Annotated in this window: 21 protein-coding genes; 14 read left to right on the top strand and 7 right to left on the bottom strand. The window is 49.9% G+C overall.

Annotated features, from left to right (window positions below; all coding sequences use genetic code 11):
• Position 1: 1 nt before the first annotated feature.
• Together folE and EV12_RS14210 are read left to right on the top strand one after the other, a co-directional pair.
• Positions 2–769: a GTP cyclohydrolase I gene (gene folE / locus EV12_RS08420; RefSeq protein WP_036914468.1), complete on the top strand. Its 768-nt coding sequence runs from the start codon at positions 2–4 to the stop codon at positions 767–769.
• 144 nt (positions 770–913) lie between these two features.
• Complete coding sequence (locus EV12_RS14210) at positions 914–1,063, top strand: hypothetical protein (RefSeq protein WP_193742186.1); 150 nt, start codon at positions 914–916, stop codon at positions 1,061–1,063.
• A 523-nt stretch (positions 1,064–1,586) separates the two neighbouring features.
• On the opposite strand, the gene EV12_RS08415 is transcribed toward EV12_RS14210, so the two are convergent.
• Complete coding sequence (locus EV12_RS08415; protein ID WP_036914466.1) at positions 1,587–2,264, bottom strand: phosphoribosylanthranilate isomerase; 678 nt, start codon at positions 2,262–2,264, stop codon at positions 1,587–1,589.
• Between the two features lie 66 nt (positions 2,265–2,330).
• Between EV12_RS08415 and EV12_RS08410 the strand changes: the two genes are divergently transcribed.
• Positions 2,331–3,599, top strand: a complete 1,269-nt coding sequence (locus EV12_RS08410) for a site-2 protease family protein (RefSeq protein WP_036914464.1) — start codon at positions 2,331–2,333, stop codon at positions 3,597–3,599.
• On the opposite strand, the gene EV12_RS08405 is transcribed toward EV12_RS08410, so the two are convergent.
• Complete coding sequence (locus EV12_RS08405) at positions 3,506–4,348, bottom strand: lipoate--protein ligase family protein (RefSeq protein WP_072014302.1); 843 nt, start codon at positions 4,346–4,348, stop codon at positions 3,506–3,508. The two genes, EV12_RS08410 and EV12_RS08405, sit on opposite strands and share 94 nt — an antisense overlap.
• Before the next feature lie 9 nt (positions 4,349–4,357).
• On the opposite strand from EV12_RS08405, the gene EV12_RS08400 reads away from it, so the two are divergent.
• From EV12_RS08400 to EV12_RS08385, 4 genes are all read left to right on the top strand, one after another.
• Positions 4,358–5,125, top strand: a complete 768-nt coding sequence (locus EV12_RS08400) for a sulfite exporter TauE/SafE family protein (protein ID WP_036914459.1) — start codon at positions 4,358–4,360, stop codon at positions 5,123–5,125.
• A gap of 303 nt (positions 5,126–5,428) precedes the next feature.
• Positions 5,429–5,539 carry a photosystem I reaction center subunit XII gene (psaM, locus tag EV12_RS08395; protein ID WP_011825455.1) on the top strand — a complete coding sequence of 37 codons (111 nt, stop codon included), beginning with the start codon at positions 5,429–5,431 and terminating at the stop codon, positions 5,537–5,539.
• A gap of 161 nt (positions 5,540–5,700) precedes the next feature.
• The gene (locus EV12_RS08390) at positions 5,701–6,018 is read left to right on the top strand and encodes a hypothetical protein (RefSeq protein ID WP_241466986.1); all 318 of its coding nucleotides are present in this window, start codon (positions 5,701–5,703) and stop codon (positions 6,016–6,018) included.
• 80 nt (positions 6,019–6,098) lie between these two features.
• Complete coding sequence (locus EV12_RS08385) at positions 6,099–7,103, top strand: protochlorophyllide reductase (protein WP_036914453.1); 1,005 nt, start codon at positions 6,099–6,101, stop codon at positions 7,101–7,103.
• Between the two features lie 29 nt (positions 7,104–7,132).
• Here the strand turns inward: EV12_RS08385 and bchL are convergent, their stop codons facing one another.
• The 3 genes from bchL to EV12_RS08370 all read right to left on the bottom strand — a co-directional run bounded on the left by bchL (position 7,133) and on the right by EV12_RS08370 (position 11,100).
• On the bottom strand, positions 7,133–8,023 hold the full coding sequence (gene bchL / locus EV12_RS08380) for a ferredoxin:protochlorophyllide reductase (ATP-dependent) iron-sulfur ATP-binding protein (RefSeq protein ID WP_036914450.1): 891 nt from the start codon (positions 8,021–8,023) through the stop codon (positions 7,133–7,135).
• Positions 8,024–8,225: 202 nt separating this feature from the next.
• Entirely contained in the window at positions 8,226–9,836 is a 1,611-nt protein-coding gene (locus EV12_RS08375; RefSeq protein ID WP_036914447.1) for a ferredoxin:protochlorophyllide reductase (ATP-dependent) subunit B, read from the bottom strand.
• Between the two features lie 7 nt (positions 9,837–9,843).
• Positions 9,844–11,100: a ferredoxin:protochlorophyllide reductase (ATP-dependent) subunit N gene (locus tag EV12_RS08370; protein ID WP_036914444.1), complete on the bottom strand. Its 1,257-nt coding sequence runs from the start codon at positions 11,098–11,100 to the stop codon at positions 9,844–9,846.
• Positions 11,101–11,288: 188 nt separating this feature from the next.
• On the opposite strand from EV12_RS08370, the gene EV12_RS08365 reads away from it, so the two are divergent.
• The 5 genes from EV12_RS08365 (at position 11,289) to EV12_RS08345 (ending at position 15,731) form a co-directional block, all read left to right on the top strand.
• Entirely contained in the window at positions 11,289–13,007 is a 1,719-nt protein-coding gene (locus tag EV12_RS08365) for a SulP family inorganic anion transporter (RefSeq protein WP_036914552.1), read from the top strand.
• Between the two features lie 202 nt (positions 13,008–13,209).
• Positions 13,210–14,235: a sodium-dependent bicarbonate transport family permease gene (locus EV12_RS08360; RefSeq protein ID WP_036914441.1), complete on the top strand. Its 1,026-nt coding sequence runs from the start codon at positions 13,210–13,212 to the stop codon at positions 14,233–14,235.
• 4 nt (positions 14,236–14,239) lie between these two features.
• The gene (locus EV12_RS08355) at positions 14,240–14,521 is read left to right on the top strand and encodes a P-II family nitrogen regulator (RefSeq protein WP_036914438.1); all 282 of its coding nucleotides are present in this window, start codon (positions 14,240–14,242) and stop codon (positions 14,519–14,521) included.
• A 486-nt stretch (positions 14,522–15,007) separates the two neighbouring features.
• Positions 15,008–15,145, top strand: coding sequence for a hypothetical protein (locus EV12_RS14655; RefSeq protein ID WP_241466565.1), 138 nt, complete (start codon positions 15,008–15,010; stop codon positions 15,143–15,145).
• Between the two features lie 106 nt (positions 15,146–15,251).
• Entirely contained in the window at positions 15,252–15,731 is a 480-nt protein-coding gene (locus EV12_RS08345; RefSeq protein WP_036914431.1) for a hypothetical protein, read from the top strand.
• Positions 15,732–15,787: 56 nt separating this feature from the next.
• Here the strand turns inward: EV12_RS08345 and EV12_RS08340 are convergent, their stop codons facing one another.
• Positions 15,788–16,189, bottom strand: a complete 402-nt coding sequence (locus EV12_RS08340) for a hypothetical protein (RefSeq protein WP_036914429.1) — start codon at positions 16,187–16,189, stop codon at positions 15,788–15,790.
• Positions 16,190–16,290: 101 nt separating this feature from the next.
• Here EV12_RS08340 and EV12_RS08335 point away from each other — a divergent pair, with 101 nt between their 5' ends.
• The gene (locus EV12_RS08335) at positions 16,291–17,061 is read left to right on the top strand and encodes a microcompartment protein (RefSeq protein ID WP_036914426.1); all 771 of its coding nucleotides are present in this window, start codon (positions 16,291–16,293) and stop codon (positions 17,059–17,061) included.
• On the opposite strand, the gene EV12_RS08330 is transcribed toward EV12_RS08335, so the two are convergent.
• Entirely contained in the window at positions 17,058–17,675 is a 618-nt protein-coding gene (locus EV12_RS08330; RefSeq protein WP_152562366.1) for a non-canonical purine NTP pyrophosphatase, read from the bottom strand. The genes EV12_RS08335 and EV12_RS08330 overlap by 4 nt on opposite strands.
• Positions 17,676–17,997: 322 nt before the next feature.
• Here EV12_RS08330 and EV12_RS08325 point away from each other — a divergent pair, with 322 nt between their 5' ends.
• Complete coding sequence (locus EV12_RS08325; protein ID WP_011825471.1) at positions 17,998–18,309, top strand: BMC domain-containing protein; 312 nt, start codon at positions 17,998–18,000, stop codon at positions 18,307–18,309.
• Positions 18,310–18,364: the final 55 nt, after the last annotated feature.

The raw sequence follows: 18,364 nt of genomic DNA, 5'->3' as shown, positions 1-18,364 counted from the left end.
AATGACTTCCATAATCCCAGCATCATCGAAAGGCCTTGGCAATGACACAAATGCCTCGCCTGAAAATGGGCAAATTGCCAATACAAGCAAGATCTCCGAGCGTATACGTGAGCGGTTTATTGCTCAAGGTGTTTCCTTCCTCGCTAACGACAATGTTTCGGAATACATTCAACCAGGAGAATTGCAGGAGCTTGAAGTAGAAGTTGCCGGTCGTGTGCGTGACCTGTTACAAAGCCTTTTGATTGATGTTGATAACGACCACAACACGGAAGAGACAGCTGAGCGGGTTGCTCGCATGTATCTCAACGAAGTTTTTAAGGGCCGCTATCAGAAGCAGCCAAAGATTACAAGCTTCCCCAATGTCAAGCAGCTCGATGAGATCTATACCGTTGGACCGATCACGATGCGTTCGGCCTGCTCTCACCATTTTGTACCGATTATGGGTAATTGCTGGATTGGAATAAAACCTGGTACCCGTGTAATCGGACTCTCTAAGTTCGCAAGAGTGGCTGATTGGGTGTTTTCACGGCCACATATACAAGAGGAGGCCGTAATGATCTTGGCTGATGAAATTGAGCGCCTATGTGAGCCTCAGGGCCTTGGAATTATTGTCAAAGCGGAGCACTACTGTATGAAATTACGTGGCGTAATGGAACCTCAGTGCACCATGGTGAATTCAGTTGTGCGAGGTGTTTTCCGGCATGACCCTAGTCTTAAGCAGGAATTCTTTGAGCTCGTTCGTCAGCAGGAGGCTACTCTTGCGACTTAAGAATTTTATCGATGATAACCCCAGAGAGTCAGGGCTGAGTGATTGACATAGCCTGATGGATGTGTGTAGATCTATTGGCTTTATTAGTCGATTCTCCACTCAGCCTCTCTCGGGCTAACTTCCCCTTTCGCAACCTAAGCGTCCATGCCTTCTCCTTTTTTTGCAATGGCTCTTGACTTGGGTCCAGTTACGATTGGAGTCATTGTGATTGCTGCCTTGTTGGTGCTAGGTGCAAATGTCTTCTTTGGAATTAAACAAAGAGAGGAGCTGCTAGATAAGCAAACAAAAGAATAATCAGCCGCCATTGTGGTCAGGTCTGTTTGAGGCGCCTAACAAGTCTCTGTCTAGGTATCTCCTAGTTGTTTTGAGAGATGTCTATCCATAGATTTAGTGTGTCTAGATGCTTTGTCTTTCCTGGGCTTGTTCAGCTTGGCTCCGACTATCTATTCGGCAATGGATTGTTGCTCGGACACCACCTTGGGTTCTACTGAGTGAATGTTGCTTGAGAAATTACGAGAGTCTTTGCAAGCGTTAGTTGCGCTATCCCCGTGAAGGTAAATGGAAGTAGCTAGTTGGCAATAATAGTTAGCCTCTTTGTGGGTATGACGATGCATCATCAATGCAAATAGTTTTTATTTCTAGTACAAGTAGATAGCAGGTGAATGTTTTCTCAGGCTTGTTTTGGTAGAGATGCCGAATGATCTAAACTTCTGTTGTTGGTGAGTGCCTGGCTCTCTCAGGGCGATGCTAAATCTCTTCTAAGAGAAGAATTCGTTGCAGCTATAATTAAGTTAAGGGCTTTGATTTAACGCTTGATCTATCCCTGATACTGACGTACCGCTTGAACCAGGGCTTCGACCAGGTTTAGATCCTTGATCCCTGGCGAAATCTCCAGACGGCTTGAGGCATCCAAACCCCATGGATTCACCTGGCTCAAAAGTTCTGGAATCCACTCTGCGGAGACACCACCCGCTAACCACCATGGCAGTTCAAATTGGGTTTGGTGGAGCCAGTTCAGGGGAAGTCGATGGCCTGTTCCACCAAGTTGTCCAGGTCTCCATGCATCGAGGAGTAGCGCGTCGACCTGGCCTACATAGGTATGGGCAAGGCAGAGATCTTCATGGGTACGTATGCGCAGGGCTTTCCACCACTGCGTATTCGGGTGCTGCATACGCAGGTTTGCGCAGTGTTCTGGAGTTTCTTGGCCGTGAAGCTGGATTGTCGACGGTGCACCTTTTCCTTGCAGGGCTTCGGCTAGGTCGATGTCATTTGGATCAGCGACCACCCAGACCCGTTGGAGTTCTGGCTTGTAGCTCTTGAGTTGAGCGAAAAGGTCTCGTCGTTGTGGTTCCGCGAGATAACGAGGTGAGTTTGCGACGCCGATCACGCCAATTGCTTCGACACCAAGCTCTGCAATCGATTTGGCTTGGTCAATGTTGGTAAGACCGCAGATCTTCACTGCGGTGGATGTGGGAGACCCCATAGGCAAGACCATTGGCTCGAGACTTTTCTAAGATCGGTTTGCTACTGGCCGCTGATCCGGCTCGATGGAGATGAAAGGGTGGGCGAAGGCTGGGAGCTGATGAAGATTCGGGGAATCCCCTTAAGGATTCATCCCAGCTGGTTTGTGATCCTGTTGCTTTTTACCTGGATTTCACAAAATCAGGTGTCCGCTGCAGCTGAATCTTCGCTTCCAGTTTGGATCAGCTGGGGTCTGGGGTTGATTACGGCCCTGTTGTTGTTTTTGTCTGTTCTCCTGCATGAGTTAGGCCACTCTTTGGTCGCTCTGCGTGAGGGGGTCAAGGTTCGCAGTATCACGCTGTTCTTCCTTGGAGGTGTAGCCAGCGTTGAGAGGGAGTGCTCTACACCGATGGCCTCTTTAAGGGTTGCAGCAGCAGGACCATTGGTGAGTTTGGTGTTAGCGGTTTCCTTGCTTACGGCAGGGGTGCATGCGGCTGATCACATCAATCCGCTGCTTGCCAATCTCGTTGGGCAGTTGGGTGGGCTCAATTTGCTGCTAGCCCTTTTTAACTTGCTGCCTGGGCTGCCTCTTGATGGAGGGTTGATCCTTAAGGCTTTGGTCTGGCAGTGGACTGGCAGTCAAAGGAAGGGTGTTCAGGTCGCTACAGCAACTGGTCGTGTCCTGTCTCTTTCGGCAATGGTGTTGGGGGGGTGGTTGCTCTTCTTTAAAGGTGGTGGGATTGGTGGGCTTTGGTTGTTGATGCTTGGTTGGTTTGGTCTCGGTGCATCTCGCTCTCAAACCCAGCTACTTGCCTTGCAGAAAGTGTTGCGTGAGCTCAACGTGGGCCAGGCAGCTGGGCGACGCTTCCGTGTTCTTGAAGATGACCAGTCGTTGCGCAGGCTTAGTCAGTTGCGTTTGGCTGGCAGTGAAGACCAGCCACCTCAGGAATGGGTTTTAGTTTGTCGCTCTGGTCGATGGGTTGGTTATATGACGGATCAACCCTTAAAAGAATTGCCTGTGCAGCAATGGGATAGGCAATGCCTGGCGGATCACATGAAACCGATATCTGAGTTGCCTTCCATTGTCGAGAAAGCCCCGTTATGGCAGGCGGTGATGGCGCTAGAACAGTCTGATGAGGGGAGGCTTCTTGTTTTTAATATTGCTGGTCTTCCTTGCGGAACATTAGATCGAATTGACCTTTCCGAGGCTGTGCTCAAGCGTCTTGGGGTAAGGCTTCCTGCTCAGTTTCTCGAAGCTGCTCGCCGTCAGAACACCTATCCCCTGGGTATGGCACTGCCTAAGGTTGTTGAGTCGATGGTCTCTGGCGGATTGGTTGAGCAGCCTGAGGCATCCATCAGTACGTCATAGTTAGCTGCTTTGTTGGCAACTGAACTCCATTCATCGTTGGTGATAGGGCTCTCTTGCCAGTTCACCTCTGGCCAACAGGAGCGAAACGTTGTTTGCAGGCGATTGCTCAGGCCTTCCCTAGGGATTGATGCTGGTGCTTGGCTGGGTGGTTCGCAATGGAAGACCTCTCGCCAGAGTCTTTGAGGGGGATTCAGGATGATTTCGCCATGTTGAAGGAGATGGCCCTGACGCCAGAGTTGGGCACTGCCGATGCGTTTGTGACCCTGAGGATCCACAAGATCAGCGGCTGTGGATAAAGCGAAGCAATTGCTCTCGATGGCCCCCCTGGCTGGGTGATGGCCAAATTGCAAAGGTAATCCGAGCTCTTTAAAGCCCCTTATGAGCCATTGACAAGCTTGTTTATAAGCTTGTTGTCTCTGGCGGGGAGGAGAGGGCCAGATCAGTGCATAAGTGAGACCTCCTGCGTGCAGGACTGCACTGCCGCCACTGGGTCGCCTAACCATCTGTAGATCTCCTTGTTTTGCCAGAGCATTCCAGTGCTGCGGCCAATGGCGTTGGTTGCGGCCAAGGGAAAGCCATGGACCATTCCATTGATAGAAGCGCAGTGTTGGCAGTGGTTTCGCATCTGCTTGGTAAGACTCAAGCAGCACCTCATCAAGGGCCATCTGTTCTGGGCCGGACAATCGCAAAGGGGAGATCAAGCGGCCGCGACCTGGCGAGATAGGTAGGCAGGATGCAGCTGTCGGCATAGAGCGGCGATGGTGTTGTGGGATTTGATGGTGTTTGTGCCTTTGGGGCTTTTGGCAGGTGGTCTTGCTGGTCTCCTGGGCATTGGTGGCGGCCTTATCTTTGCGCCACTCCTGCTGTGGATGGGGCTTAGCCCCCACCAGGCGTTGGCAACCAGTACTTTCGCCATTGTTCCCACTGCGTTGAGTGGCACACTGACCCACCTCTTCGCTGGAGGGTTTCAGCTTCGAGCTGGATTGAGCATCGGAGTGGCCGCATTTTTGTCTTCATTGCTGTTCAGCAAGATTGGTTTAGATGTTTCTGGGTGGCTTTTGCTGACGTTTCAGGTGGTGCTCTATCTCGTGGTGGCGGCCACGATTCGCTCAGAGCCTCATCAAGCAGGTCAGCAGCTCAAATCCACTCTTTTTTTGTCGGGTCTTGCAGTCGTTGGCGGTGTTGCAGGATTTTCCGCAGGGTTGCTTGGTTTGGGGGGTGGTTTGCTGATGGTGCCTTTGATGGTGAATGGTTTGGCTGTTCCTATTCACTTGGCGATCCGTTTAAGCACCCTGGCCGTGACATGTTCAGCGACTGCGGCCTCTTTACAGTTTCTTGGCGAGGGACGGGGCTCTGCAGGGATTGGGCTTTTGCTCGGTGGCGTGGCAGCTCTGGCCGCTCATTGGTCAGCGTCAAGGCTTGCAAGGGTTTCTGGCAATCGTCTGGCATGGATGTTGAGAACACTTTTGCTGTTGCTTGCCTTTGGCACTGGCCGTCAGGCCCTGACCCTGGTGTTGGGGCATTAACTATTCCACGTGCAAGTTTCAGCGCTAAGCATCGAGTTTCAAGAGCCCATGTTTTTTGCTGAAAGGGTTATTAATCAGTTGATCTTCAGGAACCCTCTTCTCCTTAGGAAGTCGCTTCGAGACTTTGCTCTCAAGGGGCTTTGAGAGGCGTCTTTCCAGTCAGTGGCTGGTGGGGAGATTGATCTGTCAATGGCATTCGACGGAGGAAGTGTCATTGATAGGTGTGACAGGCCTTTGCGAAGACTGGTCTTAGGTACCGTTTTGCTAGGAGAATATGAATGCTTCTAGCGTTCCCCTTCCATCATGGGCATCACTGATATTGCAAATGTCGACTTGGCCGGTTTGTGCCTCGTGGTTGTTTTTCATTGCGGTGTGCTAGCCCTTCGCCTTGGCGTAAGCCTTCATGAGGCTTGATTGAGGTTCTGATCTGATTGGGTCTAGCCCCTTGGCAGTTTTGGTTTGCTGCGCTACAAGCGGGCAACCGTTGAATAAACTTGGGCTCTCCCCTGGCTAGACCCAGGTCAAAACAGAAAAGCGCAGCTCGGCGTCAGCGGAAGCAGACTCATCCTCAGGTGATGGATGCAGTCACTATGGCGTCTACTTTGCAGCTGCAAGAGCAGCGCAGAGAGATTAATTTCAGCCTGTTGGCATTGACCATGAAGCTGGGATTGGTTTCCCTTTGTGTTGTGACCCTGGTCAAGCTCTCAATCGCTTACCAGGAACGTCTTGATCGTCATGGTGAACTTGTCGCCGTGTTGAATCTTGAATCTGCCCAGCTGAAAACCCTTCAGCAACGTTTTGATCGCTTGTTCACCCTTGGCGGTGGCATTCGCCTGATGGACGAGCATGATCATTGGATCGCCCCGAATCGCTTGAGGGTCATCTGGCGCTGAGTTTTGTTTTGCTTGCGTCGAGAGTGAAGCTCAGCGCTTAGTTTTATCTATACCAACCTGCTGCTCTCAAGGCTGCGTCGATGGCTTCTTCTCAAGCTTCTCCAGGCACCGTCTTAATCACGGGCACGACCTCTGGAGTCGGGTTGTATGCCTGCAAGGCACTCGTCTATCGAGGCTGGCAGGTGATTACTGCGAATCGACATCCATTGAGGGCTGTTGCCGCTGCCGAGAGGGTGGGTATCCCAGCCAGTCAACTTCATCATCTAAGGATGGATTTGAGTGATCTCCAGAGCGTTCGCGATGGTGTCGAGACTCTTCTCGACTCGCTCGAACAACCGCTGGATGCTCTGGTTTGTAATGCCGCGGTCTATCAGCCCAGGCTAAGCAAACCGAAGCGCTCAGCTCAGGGCTACGAGCTCTCGATGGCAACCAATCATTTCGGGCATTTCTTGCTGATTCAACTTTTGCTTGAGAACCTCGGCAAAGCAGGAGTATTCAAATCAGCGAGGTGCTCTAATTTGTCTTCTGCCCGAGTGGTCATTCTTGGAACAGTTACCGCTAATTATAAGGAGCTTGGCGGCAAGATCCCAATTCCTGCACCGGCTGATCTGGGTAATCTTTCAGGTTTTGAGCAAGGGTTTCATGCGCCTATCAGTATGGCGAGTGGCAAAAGCTTCAAGCCCGGCAAGGCATATAAAGATAGCAAGCTCTGCAACATGATCACCACGCAGGAGCTCCACAGGCGCCTACATGAAGAATCAGGGATTTTATTTACCTCTCTTTATCCTGGTTGTGTGGCTGATACACCGTTATTCCGCTACACACCAAAAATCTTCCGATTTTTGTTTCCTATATTCCAGAGGCTGATTACTGGTGGATATGTCACCCAGGCCAAGGCTGGTCAGCGGGTTGCACAGGTTGTGACTAATCCAGAGTTTGGTGTATCAGGTGTGCATTGGAGTTGGGGCAATCGTCAGAAGAAGAATCGAGAAAGTTTCCGACAGGAACTATCGGAAAGGGCGACAGATCCAATCACAGCAAAACGTGTCTGGGAATTGTCGATGAAATTGGTTGGCTTGACTTAAATGATTAAGGGCTTTGCTCCTTTTAGAGGTTAGTCAAAGCCAAGCAGGTCAAAAATTTCGCGATCTTTCAGTGGTTCCGCTTCTAGAGGCTCAACATTGTCGAGCATTTTTTGTGCTAGTGAAAGATATTCATTTTGACATTCAATTACCCCCTCTTCTGATGAGTCCATCTCGAAAATTGTACATTTCTTAAGTCTTGATCTACGTATTGCATCAACGTTTTTAAAATGAGCCATAGTTTTCAGCCCTGTCTCTTGATTGAATTTTTCTATTTGATCTAATTCGGCAGAACGATTTGCAATGACTCCGCCAAGGCGAACTTTGTAGTTCTTAGCTTTAGCGTTAATTGCAGCGACAATGCGATTCATCGCAAAAATCGAATCAAAGTCGTTGGCGGTGACGATTAAGCAGTAGTTCGCATGTTGCAAGGGTGCAGCGAAGCCGCCGCAGACCACGTCTCCAAGCACATCGAAGATCACCACATCGGTGTCTTCCAGCAGGTGATGCTCTTTGAGCAGCTTTACGGTCTGCCCAGTGACGTAACCACCGCAACCGGTGCCGGCTGGAGGTCCTCCGCTCTCGACACACTTGACTCCATTGAAACCTTCAAACATGAAGTCGTCTGGTCGCAACTCTTCGCTATGGAAATCAACCTCTTCAAGGATGTCGATCACCGTAGGCACCATGCGATGCGTAAGCGTGAAAGTACTGTCGTGCTTGGGATCACAACCAATCTGCAGCACTCGTTTGCCGAGTTTGGAGAATGCGGCGGAAAGATTGGAGGAGGTGGTGGACTTACCAATTCCACCTTTCCCATAGACCGCGATCACCAGGGCCCCTTCCTCAATGCGCATGGCAGCATCCTGCTGAACTTGCACACTGCCTTCGCCATCGGCTGGTCGTGTCAGGGTCGTGGTCATTGAGAGATCTTGCTTAAGTACTTGTTGTTATTCAAGGCGAATAGATCTATGTCTGTTGGTTCCTAACAAATTCGATACAACTGGTTGCTTGGTTTGCTTGCTTTTCGAGACAAAGGGTTTGATCTTTGAGGAAAGATGAGTGTAAACACTCATCCCCTTTGCCCCTTGTAATGACTAGAGGTTTCTCTATTTTTTCTGATAGTCAAGCCCGAAAGTGGACTTTTGCGTCGTAAACGGTTTCGCTATCGATACGTCTACAACCAGCCTGGCGCGCATATTTTTCCGTATTGCGACGAACCTTTCCGCGTACAAAGAAGGGGATCTTTGCGAGCTCTGCTTCTCCCTCTGGGGTCCAGAGAGGTGATTCCTCAGATGAGGAATCTGCATTTGATTGCGTTGATGGATTGGTTGCTGCTTGGCTTTGTTGTTGTTCCGTTTGGCTCTGATGTCCGCCTAGGTGTCCTAGGTGGCTTTGATGACCATCCACAAATTCAAAGTCATGGCGGAACATACCGATTAGATGCTCCTCAAGGCCCATCATCAATGGATGCACCCAGCTATCGAAAATGACGTTTGCACCTTCCCATCCCATTTGTGGGCTGTATCTGGCCGGGACGTCTTGCACGTGCATCGGTGTGCTGATGACTGCACAGGGAATACCCAGTCGTTTGGCACTGTGCCGCTCCATCTGTGTGCCAAGCACAAGTTCGGGTGCTGCCTCTGCCATGGCAGCTTCCACGGCAAGGTAGTCATCGCTGATGAGTGCTTCAAGTCCTAGTTCCTTCGCTGCAGCTCGCACCGGTCTGGCCATTTCGCGGCTGTAGGTGCCAAGACCCACCACTTTGAAACCCAGCTCTTGATCAGCAATCCTTGCTGCGGCAATGGCATGGGTGCCATCGCCGAAAATGAACACGCGCTTGCCGGTGAGGTAGTTGGAATCCACAGACTGTGAATACCAGGGCAGTTTCGATTGCTCTGCACCTTCGCCTGGATTGGGTGCAGGCATCTCTAACAATTGATGGAGTTCCTCTAAAAAGTCTTTGGTAGCACCCACTCCGATCGGCACTGTTTTGGAGAACGGCATGCCGTAATTGCGCTCAAGCCAGAGACAAGTTGCTTCTGCGATTTCAGGGTAAAGACAGACATTCAGATCAGCATTGGGCAGCCGCATTAGATCGGCTGGCCTTGCTTCAAGTGGAGCAACAACATGTACATCAATGCCGTGTTGATTGAGCAGTTTTTCCAATTCGAGAATGTCGTCTCTACAGCGGAAGCCGAGGAGGGTTGGGCCCAAGAGATTCACTCTGGGCCGGCGTCCTTCGCTTTTCCATGCAGCAGGGCTATGACTTACGCCAGATTCCTCAGAAGGCTGCTTGCTGAGGATGCCTCGCACGAGTTGATAGAACGTTTCTGAGGCTCCCCAATTTTCTTTCTTGCTGTAGGCCGGCAGCTCTATACCCACAACAGGCATGTTGAAACCCATGCCTGAAGCAAGCGAGCCGGGTTGGTCTTGAATGAGTTCAGCGGTGCAGCTTTCACCTACTAAGAGTGCTTCGGGGTTAAAGCGCTCCACGGCTTCACGCAGATGACCTTTGACCAATTCAGCAGTATCTCCTCCTAGATCCCTGGCTTGAAAGGTGGTGTAGGTCACGGGGGGCCTGCGTCCGCGTCGCTCGATCATCGTGAACAGCAGATCCGCGTAAGTGTCTCCTTGCGGGGCATGCAACACATAATGCACTCCTTCCATCGAGGAAGCGATGCGCATGGCTCCTACGTGAGGAGGGCCTTCATAGGTCCAGAGAGTGAGTTCCATTGGTTTTTTAGACGCTTACGAGGAGTTGGTTGTTGAGAAGGTCGCGGCGATGCAGTGGCCTTGCAAACAGTTCGGCGAGGTCTGCAGCTTGATCAATGCCGTGGATGGGGCTAAAGATCAATTCGATTGACCATTTCGTTGCAATCTCTTCCGCTTCAAGGGGATTTGCCAAACCCATACCGCAGACAACTAGATCAGGACGCTGCTCCCTAACCCTGTCGAGCTGCTTCTCCACATGTTGGCCCTCCATGACCTGCGTGTTATGCGGTAGCAGTTCCAATTCAGACTGCATCATGTCTCGATTGAGATAAGGAACTCCAACTTCTACGAGTTCCATTCCACATTCTCTGTGAAGGAAACGTGCTAGTGGAATTTCCAACTGGGATTCAGGCATCAGGAAAATTCGCTTTCCAGCCAGTTGTTCTTTGTAGGGCGATAAAGCCTTTTGGGCGCGCACCATCAAAGGTTCAAGGATGGTTGCAACGTGACTGCCATTGATACCAAAAGCTTTGGCTGCCGCTTCCATCCAGAGTCGGCTTCCCTCAGCGCCCAGAGGGAAAGGCGCTTGAAGGATCTCGGCGCCTCTGTCTTTGAGTTCCCTAGCCGTGTCAGTTAAGTAGGGCTGGGTTAGCAGAACACGGGTGCCAGGTCCTACGGATGGCAGATCAGTCGACTGTCTTGGCGGCAAGCTGGACACTGAGGGGATGCCAAGGCGCTCGAAGAGATGTTTGAGACGATCTTCAACTGCGTTGGCCATGGTGCCAACAAGCAGAAGCTGGGCTTCGTTGCTATTAGGCATCAACGGCACCATCGCTTTGAGCGCACCGTCCTCTCCTTGAGTAAAGGTGGTTTCAATGCCGCTGCCTGAGTAATTCAGCACGCGAACGCCGCCTTGAAGCTGTCCATTGAGTCGCTCGGCAACTCTTGCTAGATCTAACTTGATCACTTCGCTGGGGCAGGAACCCACCAGAAAGAGGGTGCGAATTTCAGGACGTCTCGCTAGCAAGTCGTTCACCACCCGATCAAGCTCTTCATGGGCGTCTGCCAGTCCAGCGAGGTCTCGCTCTTCCAGGATGGCAGTGCCAAAACGCGGCTCCGCAAAGATCATCACGCCTGCGGCGCTTTGGATCAGATGGGCACAGGTGCGTGAGCCCACTACGAGGAAGAAGGCGTCGGGCATCCGTCGATGCAGCCAAACAATTGACGTCAAGCCACAGAAAACCTCCCGAGGTCCGCTTTCCTTTAGCAGCGTCGTGCTGCCCATGGGCTGCTCCAAAATCGCTATAACAATTTGCTTGATGAATGAACAAATCTGCGGGAGTTAATAAACTCTTCGGGATCGAGAAAAGCTTTTTGTTATAGAGGCCGGACACATTGCCTCTCTTGCCATACAGGAGGGGCCCCCAGCCAGATATTGTTTTGTTCAAGTCAAGTGGGCAGGAGCACTACGTTTTGGCATTAATCCATGGATTTCATCTGCGCAATGTTCGCGGAGATCTATTAGGCGGATTGACCGCTGCGGTGGTGGCGCTGCCTTTAGCCCTCGCATTTGGCAATGCTGCCCTTGGCGATGGAGGCGCGATCTACGGTCTCTACGGAGCGGTGATTGTTGGCTTCTTCGCAGCGCTGTTTGGAGGTACTCCATCTCAGGTCAGCGGCCCGACTGGACCGATGAGCGTCACTGTGGCAGGAGTTGTCGCCGCTCTTGCTGCTGTTGGTATTTCCACAGCGTTGCCAACGGTTGATGGTCCAGGCGAGCTTTTGCCCCTGGTGATGGCCGCAGTTGTTGTTGGAGGTCTATTCCAAATTTTGTTTGGGGTCTTGCGACTGGGTCGTTACATCACGCTTGTGCCCTATTCAGTGGTGTCTGGTTTTATGTCTGGGATTGGGGTGATCATCCTCATTCTTCAGATTGGACCTCTTTTTGGCATCTCAACCAAGGGCGGTGTGATTGCTTGCCTGACTCAGTTGTCGGCAAACTTTCAACCCAACTGGGGCGCGGTAGCAGTGGCTGTGATGACCTTGGCCATTGTCTTTTTGGCACCTAGGCGTCTCACCGAGTGGGTGCCTTCACCGTTGTTGGCTTTGTTGATCGTTACGCCCCTTTCGGTTGTGCTGTTCAATGACGCGAACCTTGCAGCCCGAGGCATCGATGAGCTACCGCGTATTGGCACGATTCCTGAAGGTGGCCTGGGCTTTTCTTTGCCCAGCTGGGACCCAGCATTTCTACCTTTGATCATCAAATCAGGCTTAGTGCTTGCAGTGTTGGGAGCAATCGATTCACTCTTGACATCACTGGTTGCAGACAACATTTCTCAAACTCGTCATAACTCAGACAGAGAATTGATTGGTCAAGGAATTGGCAACTCAATATCTGGCTTATTTAACGGACTGCCTGGCGCCGGTGCAACGATGCGGACGGTGATCAATGTCAAATCTGGGGGAAGCACGCCACTGTCTGGAATGGTGCATTCCATTGTGCTTTTGATTGTTTTGTATGGAGCAGGTCAGTTCGCAGCTTTAATTCCAACTTCCTTGCTGGCAGGAATATTGGTCAAGGTAGGTCTCGACATCATTGATTGGAGCTTCTTGCTTAGAGCTCATCGACTTTCGATCAAAACAGCTGTTGTCATGTATGGCGTCTTGCTGATGACAGTCTTCTGGGATTTAATCTCAGCAGTTTTGGTTGGTGTTTTTGTCGCAAACCTATTGACAATTGATTCATTAACACAAGCTCAATTGGAAGGAATGGATGCTGATAATCGTTTGATGGATGGTGATGTTGATAACAAATCAGCTGCTGCGGCTAAAGCTGAAGAGCCATCTTTACCTCCTTCAGAACAAGCATTGCTTGATCGCTGTGGCGGGCAGGTGATGTTATTCCGTCTGCGTGGACCATTGAGCTTTGGAGCTGCTTCGGGGATCACAGAACGAATGGCTCTGGTACGTAATTACAAGGTTTTGATCCTTGATATTACTGAAGTTCCTCGGCTTGGCATTACTGCAACTTTGGCCATTGAACAGATGGTTCAAGAGGCAAAGAAACATTCAAGGAAAGCTTATGTTGTTGCTTCAAACGAGAGGGTCCGCAAGAGACTTGAGAAGTTTGATGTGCAAGGGTTGATGACTAACCGAACTCAAGCTCTTGAAGCCGCCCTGGCTGACTTATAAGAGTAAGTGACAACTTATTAGAGATCCCAGCCTCATGAGGCCACCGTCATGGGGTTGGGATCTTTGATAAAAATAATGATATAATCTACCTTGTGAAATCTTAAGCTTTTGAATGATGTAAAAAAATTGTCTAAGCTCCTTTCAACGACATCTTGCCCAGTCATTATCTAAAACAGACCAGATCTTTCTGCAACTTCTTTATATGATCACAGCAACCGCAACGGCACTTGATGCAGGGCTCATACTGGCAAATGTTTTATCACCTAAGGTTTTATTTTTTTTCTTGGGTGCGATTGCAGTTTTCTTGAATGCTGACCTTGAGATTCCTGCGCCGCTGCCGAAATTATTTTCGCTTTATCTGTTGTTGGCCGTTGGCTTTAGGGGTGGCATGGCTTTGGCGAAAGATGGTTTCGGTGGTCAAGTCATCCCAACCATTACTGTTTCTGTTTTAATGGCGGCGATCATTCCGCTGATTTGCTTCTGTATTTTGCGATTGAGGTTTGATGTCTTTAATGCAGCAGCAATATCAGCGACATACGGCTCAATTAGTGCAGTGACCTTTATCGCTGCTGAGAGTTTTCTTCAGGCACAAAATATTTCTTATGACGGATTTATGGTCGCCCCACTGGCGTTAATGGAATCACCGGCAATCATCGTTGGTTTGGTCCTAGTTCGCCTTGGTTCCCGTCAGGCACGTCCTGGCTCTGATGGAACTGGAATGAACTGGGGCAAAGTTCTGCATGAATCGATGCTAAATGGCTATGTCTATTTGATTGCAGGTAGCCTTGTAATTGGTTTCATTTCTTCTATCTATAGCCCTGCTGGTGTAGAGAAGATGGAACCATTCGTTTATAAGTTTTTCTATGGAGTCTTGTGCTTCTTCTTGCTGGACATGGGGATCGTTGCGGCGCAGCGTTTTAAAGACCTCAAAAAAGCAGGAGCGTTTCTTGTCTTTTTTGCCATTCTGATGCCAATGTTCAACGCTTTAATCGGAGGCCTTGTTGCTAGGGCCCTTGGTTTAGGGTATGGCAATGCACTCTTGTTTATCATTTTGTGCTCTAGTGCCTCGTATATTGCCGTACCTACGGCAATGCGAATGACAGTTCCAGAGGCCAATCCAAGATATTACATTTCTAGCGCCTTGGGATTAACTTTCCCCTTTAATCATACGATTGGCATCCCACTATATATGGGTTTGGTTTACAAGCTAATTCCTTCAGCAGCTTAAATCCATGAAACGCCTAGATTTGATCGTAAGTGAGAGAGAGCTTGATTCAGTCATTGAAGCTCTTGATAAAGCTGGGGTACCTGGCTATTCAGTCATTAGGCCTGTAACTGGTAGAGGGCCTGATACGTATGTGACAGAGGGCATGGATTTTAGTGGACTTGGTGCAAATGCTCATGTGATTGTCTTCTGCGAGATAGAAGTTCTTGATAAGTTGCGTGTATCGATAAATCCCATACTTAACTATTATGGTGGTGTAGCTTACGTTGCGGAGGCTGCGCCTCTCTGATGAGAGGGTTTCAGAAGTTTAAAGAGTTAGCATTGTGTTGGTTATATAAACACAGCCAACCTTGTCTTATTCACTCTTTAGAGTTGATCTTTTCGATCAAGGTAAGCACTTGTTTGAAGAAGATGGGAAGCCAAGTAGAGTTTTTGATTAGACATCGCCTGTTTTTATCTAACCTGGCATTGGCTGTGTAATTTGAGAGAATTAGCAGCAAGATTTAGTCGAAAGATGAGTGTTAAGATACATGTACCGTTTTGAAAGCAATCTGGTTGGTTCGAAGGCTTTACTTCTAGTTCTACTAATACGTAATTAGGAGTCTTTATGTAGATGCTATCTAGAGATACTCGCCTGCGCCTCCAAGAGATTCTTGCTCGAGTCGCAAGCGATCAACCTGTTAGCTTAAGTGAACGAATCTATATTCATAAGTTTGCTGACCGAAACCAAACTGTTGCAACCTGGTTGCACAGAGCGAGGAGAGAGCAACAGAAATTGCAACCTCGTGATGGTATCGATCAGTTGCTTGATGGTCTTGAGCTTGGATCATCCGAACCAGATGACTACTGCTCGGAGGATGAAGACCTTGGCGAATGGTTTGGCGGAGCTCCATCCTGGTTGGGAAGGAGCTGACTTTCGATCGTAGGTTTTTCTATCACAATGCAATGTGTCTGCGCTTAGATTTTTTTAAGTGCAGACGAAAACTGACTAAATTTAAGAGAATCGATTTTTTGGATTGATGGCTGCAGTTCGCCTTTTGCCGGCTGTTCTGACTTTATCTCTCACACTTGCTGCTTGTGAGTCATCTAGCCAGAAAGCTGTCAATGATGAAATCAAAGTAGCTGAGGATGCTGAGCTGGTTTGCTCTGCTCGAAATCAAGTTGATCAGGCTGTAGTGCTGGTCAATGCGCTGACTCCTGAATCCACGATTGCCCAGGCTGAAAAGGCTGGCCAATCATTGGATAAGGCTTTAAAGACCCTTGATGTTGCTGAGGAGAAGCTTGGCCAGGCTGAATTCAGTGAGTATCGTGACCAGGTGCAGATCTTCCGCGACGCTGTCGACGAGATACGTGAGAAGAAGGATCTGACTCTTTCTGAAGCTGCTGATCAGCTCAAGGGCAAAGTGGCTCCTGTGATTGCGGCCAGAGAACAATTGATGGCAACCACGGTCTGCATAGATGTTGAACAGTCGGCTAAAGAAGAGTCGGAAGATGAATGATTAAAGACAATCTCTTTTGGGAGATTGATCAGTTTGATGATTAATATTTTAGGGATTCAAAGGCGGCGACGGAATCCATCGCCGCTGAATCCATCAACATTGCGCTCTGGAGTTTTGTCGGAACTGCTGAGCTTCCAAACGTTTCTGCTGACTCGCCTTGCGATCAGCCCTCCTCTTGTGACTTCCTTTGAGCCGGGTCTAGCACCAAGAAGTTTTGACACCTCAGCTGTGCTAAGTGGAGCACCCGTTTGAATGGCCAAAGATGTGAGCTCGAGGCGTTGTCGAAGCGCCAAAAGATCCGTTTGTCCGCCAGTCTCAGCTTGAGACCATGTCCAATCATTTGCACCTTCCCGCATTTTTTGCATCAGGCCCAAACCAATTAAACCCAGTGCTTGCTCTGCTTTTAGGTCTGTTGGAAGGTTTGTAGATTCAGATTTTTTTTCTTGCATGGTGGCCATAGTCCATCCCAATCATTGATTTGGACGGTATCGGCTCTAAGGCCGCTTGCAAGAGCAGTGCGTTTGAAAGATATGTTCAATCACAAGGTATTATCCCCGCCATGCAGCGATTTGCGGGCTTAGAAATTCGGGAGCGGCGTCAAGGTGGAAGCTCGCTGGTGACAGGAACTGAGGTTTTGCCTCAGGCCTCAGGGGCAAGCTGCGTCATTACGACTGATTCGGAGACAGCAAGGGTTGGCCGTCAAAATAGTCATGTGCAGCAAATTGAATTGCGCACGTATGTTTTCCTCGATTCACTTCAGCCTCAGCTAGCTGCCTACATGGGCACGGTGAGTCAAGGCTTTTTACCGATTCCTGGTGATGCTTGCCTGTGGATGGAGGTCTCACCAGGCATGGCTGTCCATCGAGTGACTGATATTGCCCTGAAAGCGAGCAATGTTCGGCTCGGTCAAATGGTTGTGGAAAGGGCTTTTGGTTCTTTGGCCCTATACCACCGTGACCAGAGCACGGTTCTCCATTCCGGCGATGTTGTCTTGGATGCCATTGGCAGTCGGGTTAGTCAGAGAAGCTCTTGTGATGTGAGTTGGACAGAGGTGATCCGTGCGATTACACCAGATCACGCTGTTTTGATTAATCGCCAAAACCGACGCGGTTCGATGATTGAAGCCGGAATGAGCATGTTCATTCTTGAAACCGAACCTGCCGGGTATGTGTTGATTGCTGCCAATGAAGCTGAGAAGTCATCCAATATCACCATCGTTGACGTGAAAGGCGTTGGCGCCTTTGGCAGGCTCACTTTGGCGGGTAAAGAAGGTGATGTTGAAGAGGCTGCAGCTGCGGCAATGCGAGCCATCGATCAAATCAATCGCTAGCTAATCGTTTCAAGTCCGATTTGTTGTCGAAGGCAAGGAGCAAGAATCCGAGCGGCTTTTCCGCGGCTGCCAAGTCTTGATAGTTGTTCGAGGTTCATTTCTCCATAGGTGCAGTTGGCTTCTCTTACCCAAAAAAGTGATTCGAATTCACCACCTTGGTAGGCAGGCGTTTTCAGCAGTTCCCCCCAGCAGGTCCCCTCGGCTGCCTTGAGAAGATGACCCTGTGAATCGCATAAAACCATCACGCTGCAGAAGCGTGCACTCCGATAGGGGTTGTCAGCAAGTGCAGCAAGGATTTTTTTGATCTTTTCTTGATTGTTTGGGGCATAGCGGGCCGAGAAAAGCCCTGGGGCTCCATCAAGAGCATCAACTTCAAGACCAGAGTCGTCAGCGATAACCAAGCTCCCTAAAAGTTCTGCTGCCGCACGAGCTTTAAGGAGGGCATTGTCTAGATAAGTGGAACCGGTTTCCTCAACATTTAGATCACTGGGTTGTCTTTGCACATTGATCGGCAGTGGACCCAGCATTGCCTCGATTTCGGCAACCTTGCGGGGGTTTCCACTAGCAATGGCCAGCAGTGGTTGAGCCAAACCAAAAAAAACCTGGCTTTTCATTCTGCTGGAGAGGGTGACTTAGAGAAGGCTCTTTGAAATGTCTGAGACAGGACGGGATGAAAAGACCAGACTTCGGCCAACGCTGACCGCCTCTCTCGAATAAAGCCTTTAACGAGATGCAGCCCAGCTGCCAACCAAATGTGGGCAAGTGCTGACGAAAAAAACAACAGTCGTTTAAAACAGTCCTGGGCAGGGTGATTAGCTCAGCTTATGCAGGCGACTACTGATGGTGATCCCTTCTTTGGTCAAATTTGCTTGACGGAAGGATGGGCTGCAGAGCATTCTCCATTGCGAACATTCCATTTATCACTCCAGGTAGGCAATGGCTAACGAAACCATGGGCATCGCCCTAGGCATGATCGAAACCCGCGGCCTCGTGCCAGCAATTGAAGCTGCTGATGCCATGACCAAGGCAGCTGAAGTGCGCCTGATTGGTCGTGAGTTTGTCGGTGGTGGATATGTCACCGTGCTCGTGCGTGGCGAAACAGGCGCTGTGAACGCTGCTGTCCGTGCTGGCGCTGATGCTTGCGAGCGTGTAGGTGATGGCCTTGTTGCTGCTCACATCATTGCCCGTCCTCATCGCGAAGTTGAGCCTGCGCTAGGCAACGGCAATTTCGTAGGTCAGAAGGACTGAGGCCTTCTGCGATGGCTCTAAGAGCCGCGCTATCTCAACCTTCTATACCGACTTA

The organism is Prochlorococcus sp. MIT 0701, from assembly GCF_000760295.1.
Lineage (GTDB): Bacteria > Cyanobacteriota > Cyanobacteriia > PCC-6307 > Cyanobiaceae > Prochlorococcus.
Note: the sequence above shows the minus strand (reverse complement) of the source record. Positions and strands in the feature narration are given on the sequence as shown.

What these genes read in the sequence shown, in the direction of transcription:
- EV12_RS14210 (WP_193742186.1), top strand. Translation starts at nt 914, where the DNA reads ATGCCTTCTCCTTTTTTTGCAATGGCTCTTGACTTGGGTCCAGTTACG.
- EV12_RS08340 (WP_036914429.1), bottom strand. Translation starts at nt 16,189, where the DNA reads ATGGCCACCATGCAAGAAAAAAAATCTGAATCTACAAACCTTCCAACA.
- psaM (WP_011825455.1), top strand. Translation starts at nt 5,429, where the DNA reads ATGGGCATCACTGATATTGCAAATGTCGACTTGGCCGGTTTGTGCCTC.
- EV12_RS08385 (WP_036914453.1), top strand. Translation starts at nt 6,099, where the DNA reads ATGGCTTCTTCTCAAGCTTCTCCAGGCACCGTCTTAATCACGGGCACG.
- EV12_RS08375 (WP_036914447.1), bottom strand. Translation starts at nt 9,836, where the DNA reads ATGGAACTCACTCTCTGGACCTATGAAGGCCCTCCTCACGTAGGAGCC.
- folE (WP_036914468.1), top strand. Translation starts at nt 2, where the DNA reads ATGACTTCCATAATCCCAGCATCATCGAAAGGCCTTGGCAATGACACA.
- EV12_RS08355 (WP_036914438.1), top strand. Translation starts at nt 14,240, where the DNA reads ATGAAACGCCTAGATTTGATCGTAAGTGAGAGAGAGCTTGATTCAGTC.
- EV12_RS08345 (WP_036914431.1), top strand. Translation starts at nt 15,252, where the DNA reads ATGGCTGCAGTTCGCCTTTTGCCGGCTGTTCTGACTTTATCTCTCACA.
- EV12_RS08390 (WP_241466986.1), top strand. Translation starts at nt 5,701, where the DNA reads ATGGATGCAGTCACTATGGCGTCTACTTTGCAGCTGCAAGAGCAGCGC.
- EV12_RS08400 (WP_036914459.1), top strand. Translation starts at nt 4,358, where the DNA reads ATGGTGTTGTGGGATTTGATGGTGTTTGTGCCTTTGGGGCTTTTGGCA.
- EV12_RS08415 (WP_036914466.1), bottom strand. Translation starts at nt 2,264, where the DNA reads ATGGTCTTGCCTATGGGGTCTCCCACATCCACCGCAGTGAAGATCTGC.
- EV12_RS08405 (WP_072014302.1), bottom strand. Translation starts at nt 4,348, where the DNA reads ATGCCGACAGCTGCATCCTGCCTACCTATCTCGCCAGGTCGCGGCCGC.
- EV12_RS08335 (WP_036914426.1), top strand. Translation starts at nt 16,291, where the DNA reads ATGCAGCGATTTGCGGGCTTAGAAATTCGGGAGCGGCGTCAAGGTGGA.
- bchL (WP_036914450.1), bottom strand. Translation starts at nt 8,023, where the DNA reads ATGACCACGACCCTGACACGACCAGCCGATGGCGAAGGCAGTGTGCAA.
- EV12_RS08325 (WP_011825471.1), top strand. Translation starts at nt 17,998, where the DNA reads ATGGCTAACGAAACCATGGGCATCGCCCTAGGCATGATCGAAACCCGC.
- EV12_RS08370 (WP_036914444.1), bottom strand. Translation starts at nt 11,100, where the DNA reads ATGGGCAGCACGACGCTGCTAAAGGAAAGCGGACCTCGGGAGGTTTTC.
- EV12_RS08360 (WP_036914441.1), top strand. Translation starts at nt 13,210, where the DNA reads ATGATCACAGCAACCGCAACGGCACTTGATGCAGGGCTCATACTGGCA.
- EV12_RS08330 (WP_152562366.1), bottom strand. Translation starts at nt 17,675, where the DNA reads ATGAAAAGCCAGGTTTTTTTTGGTTTGGCTCAACCACTGCTGGCCATT.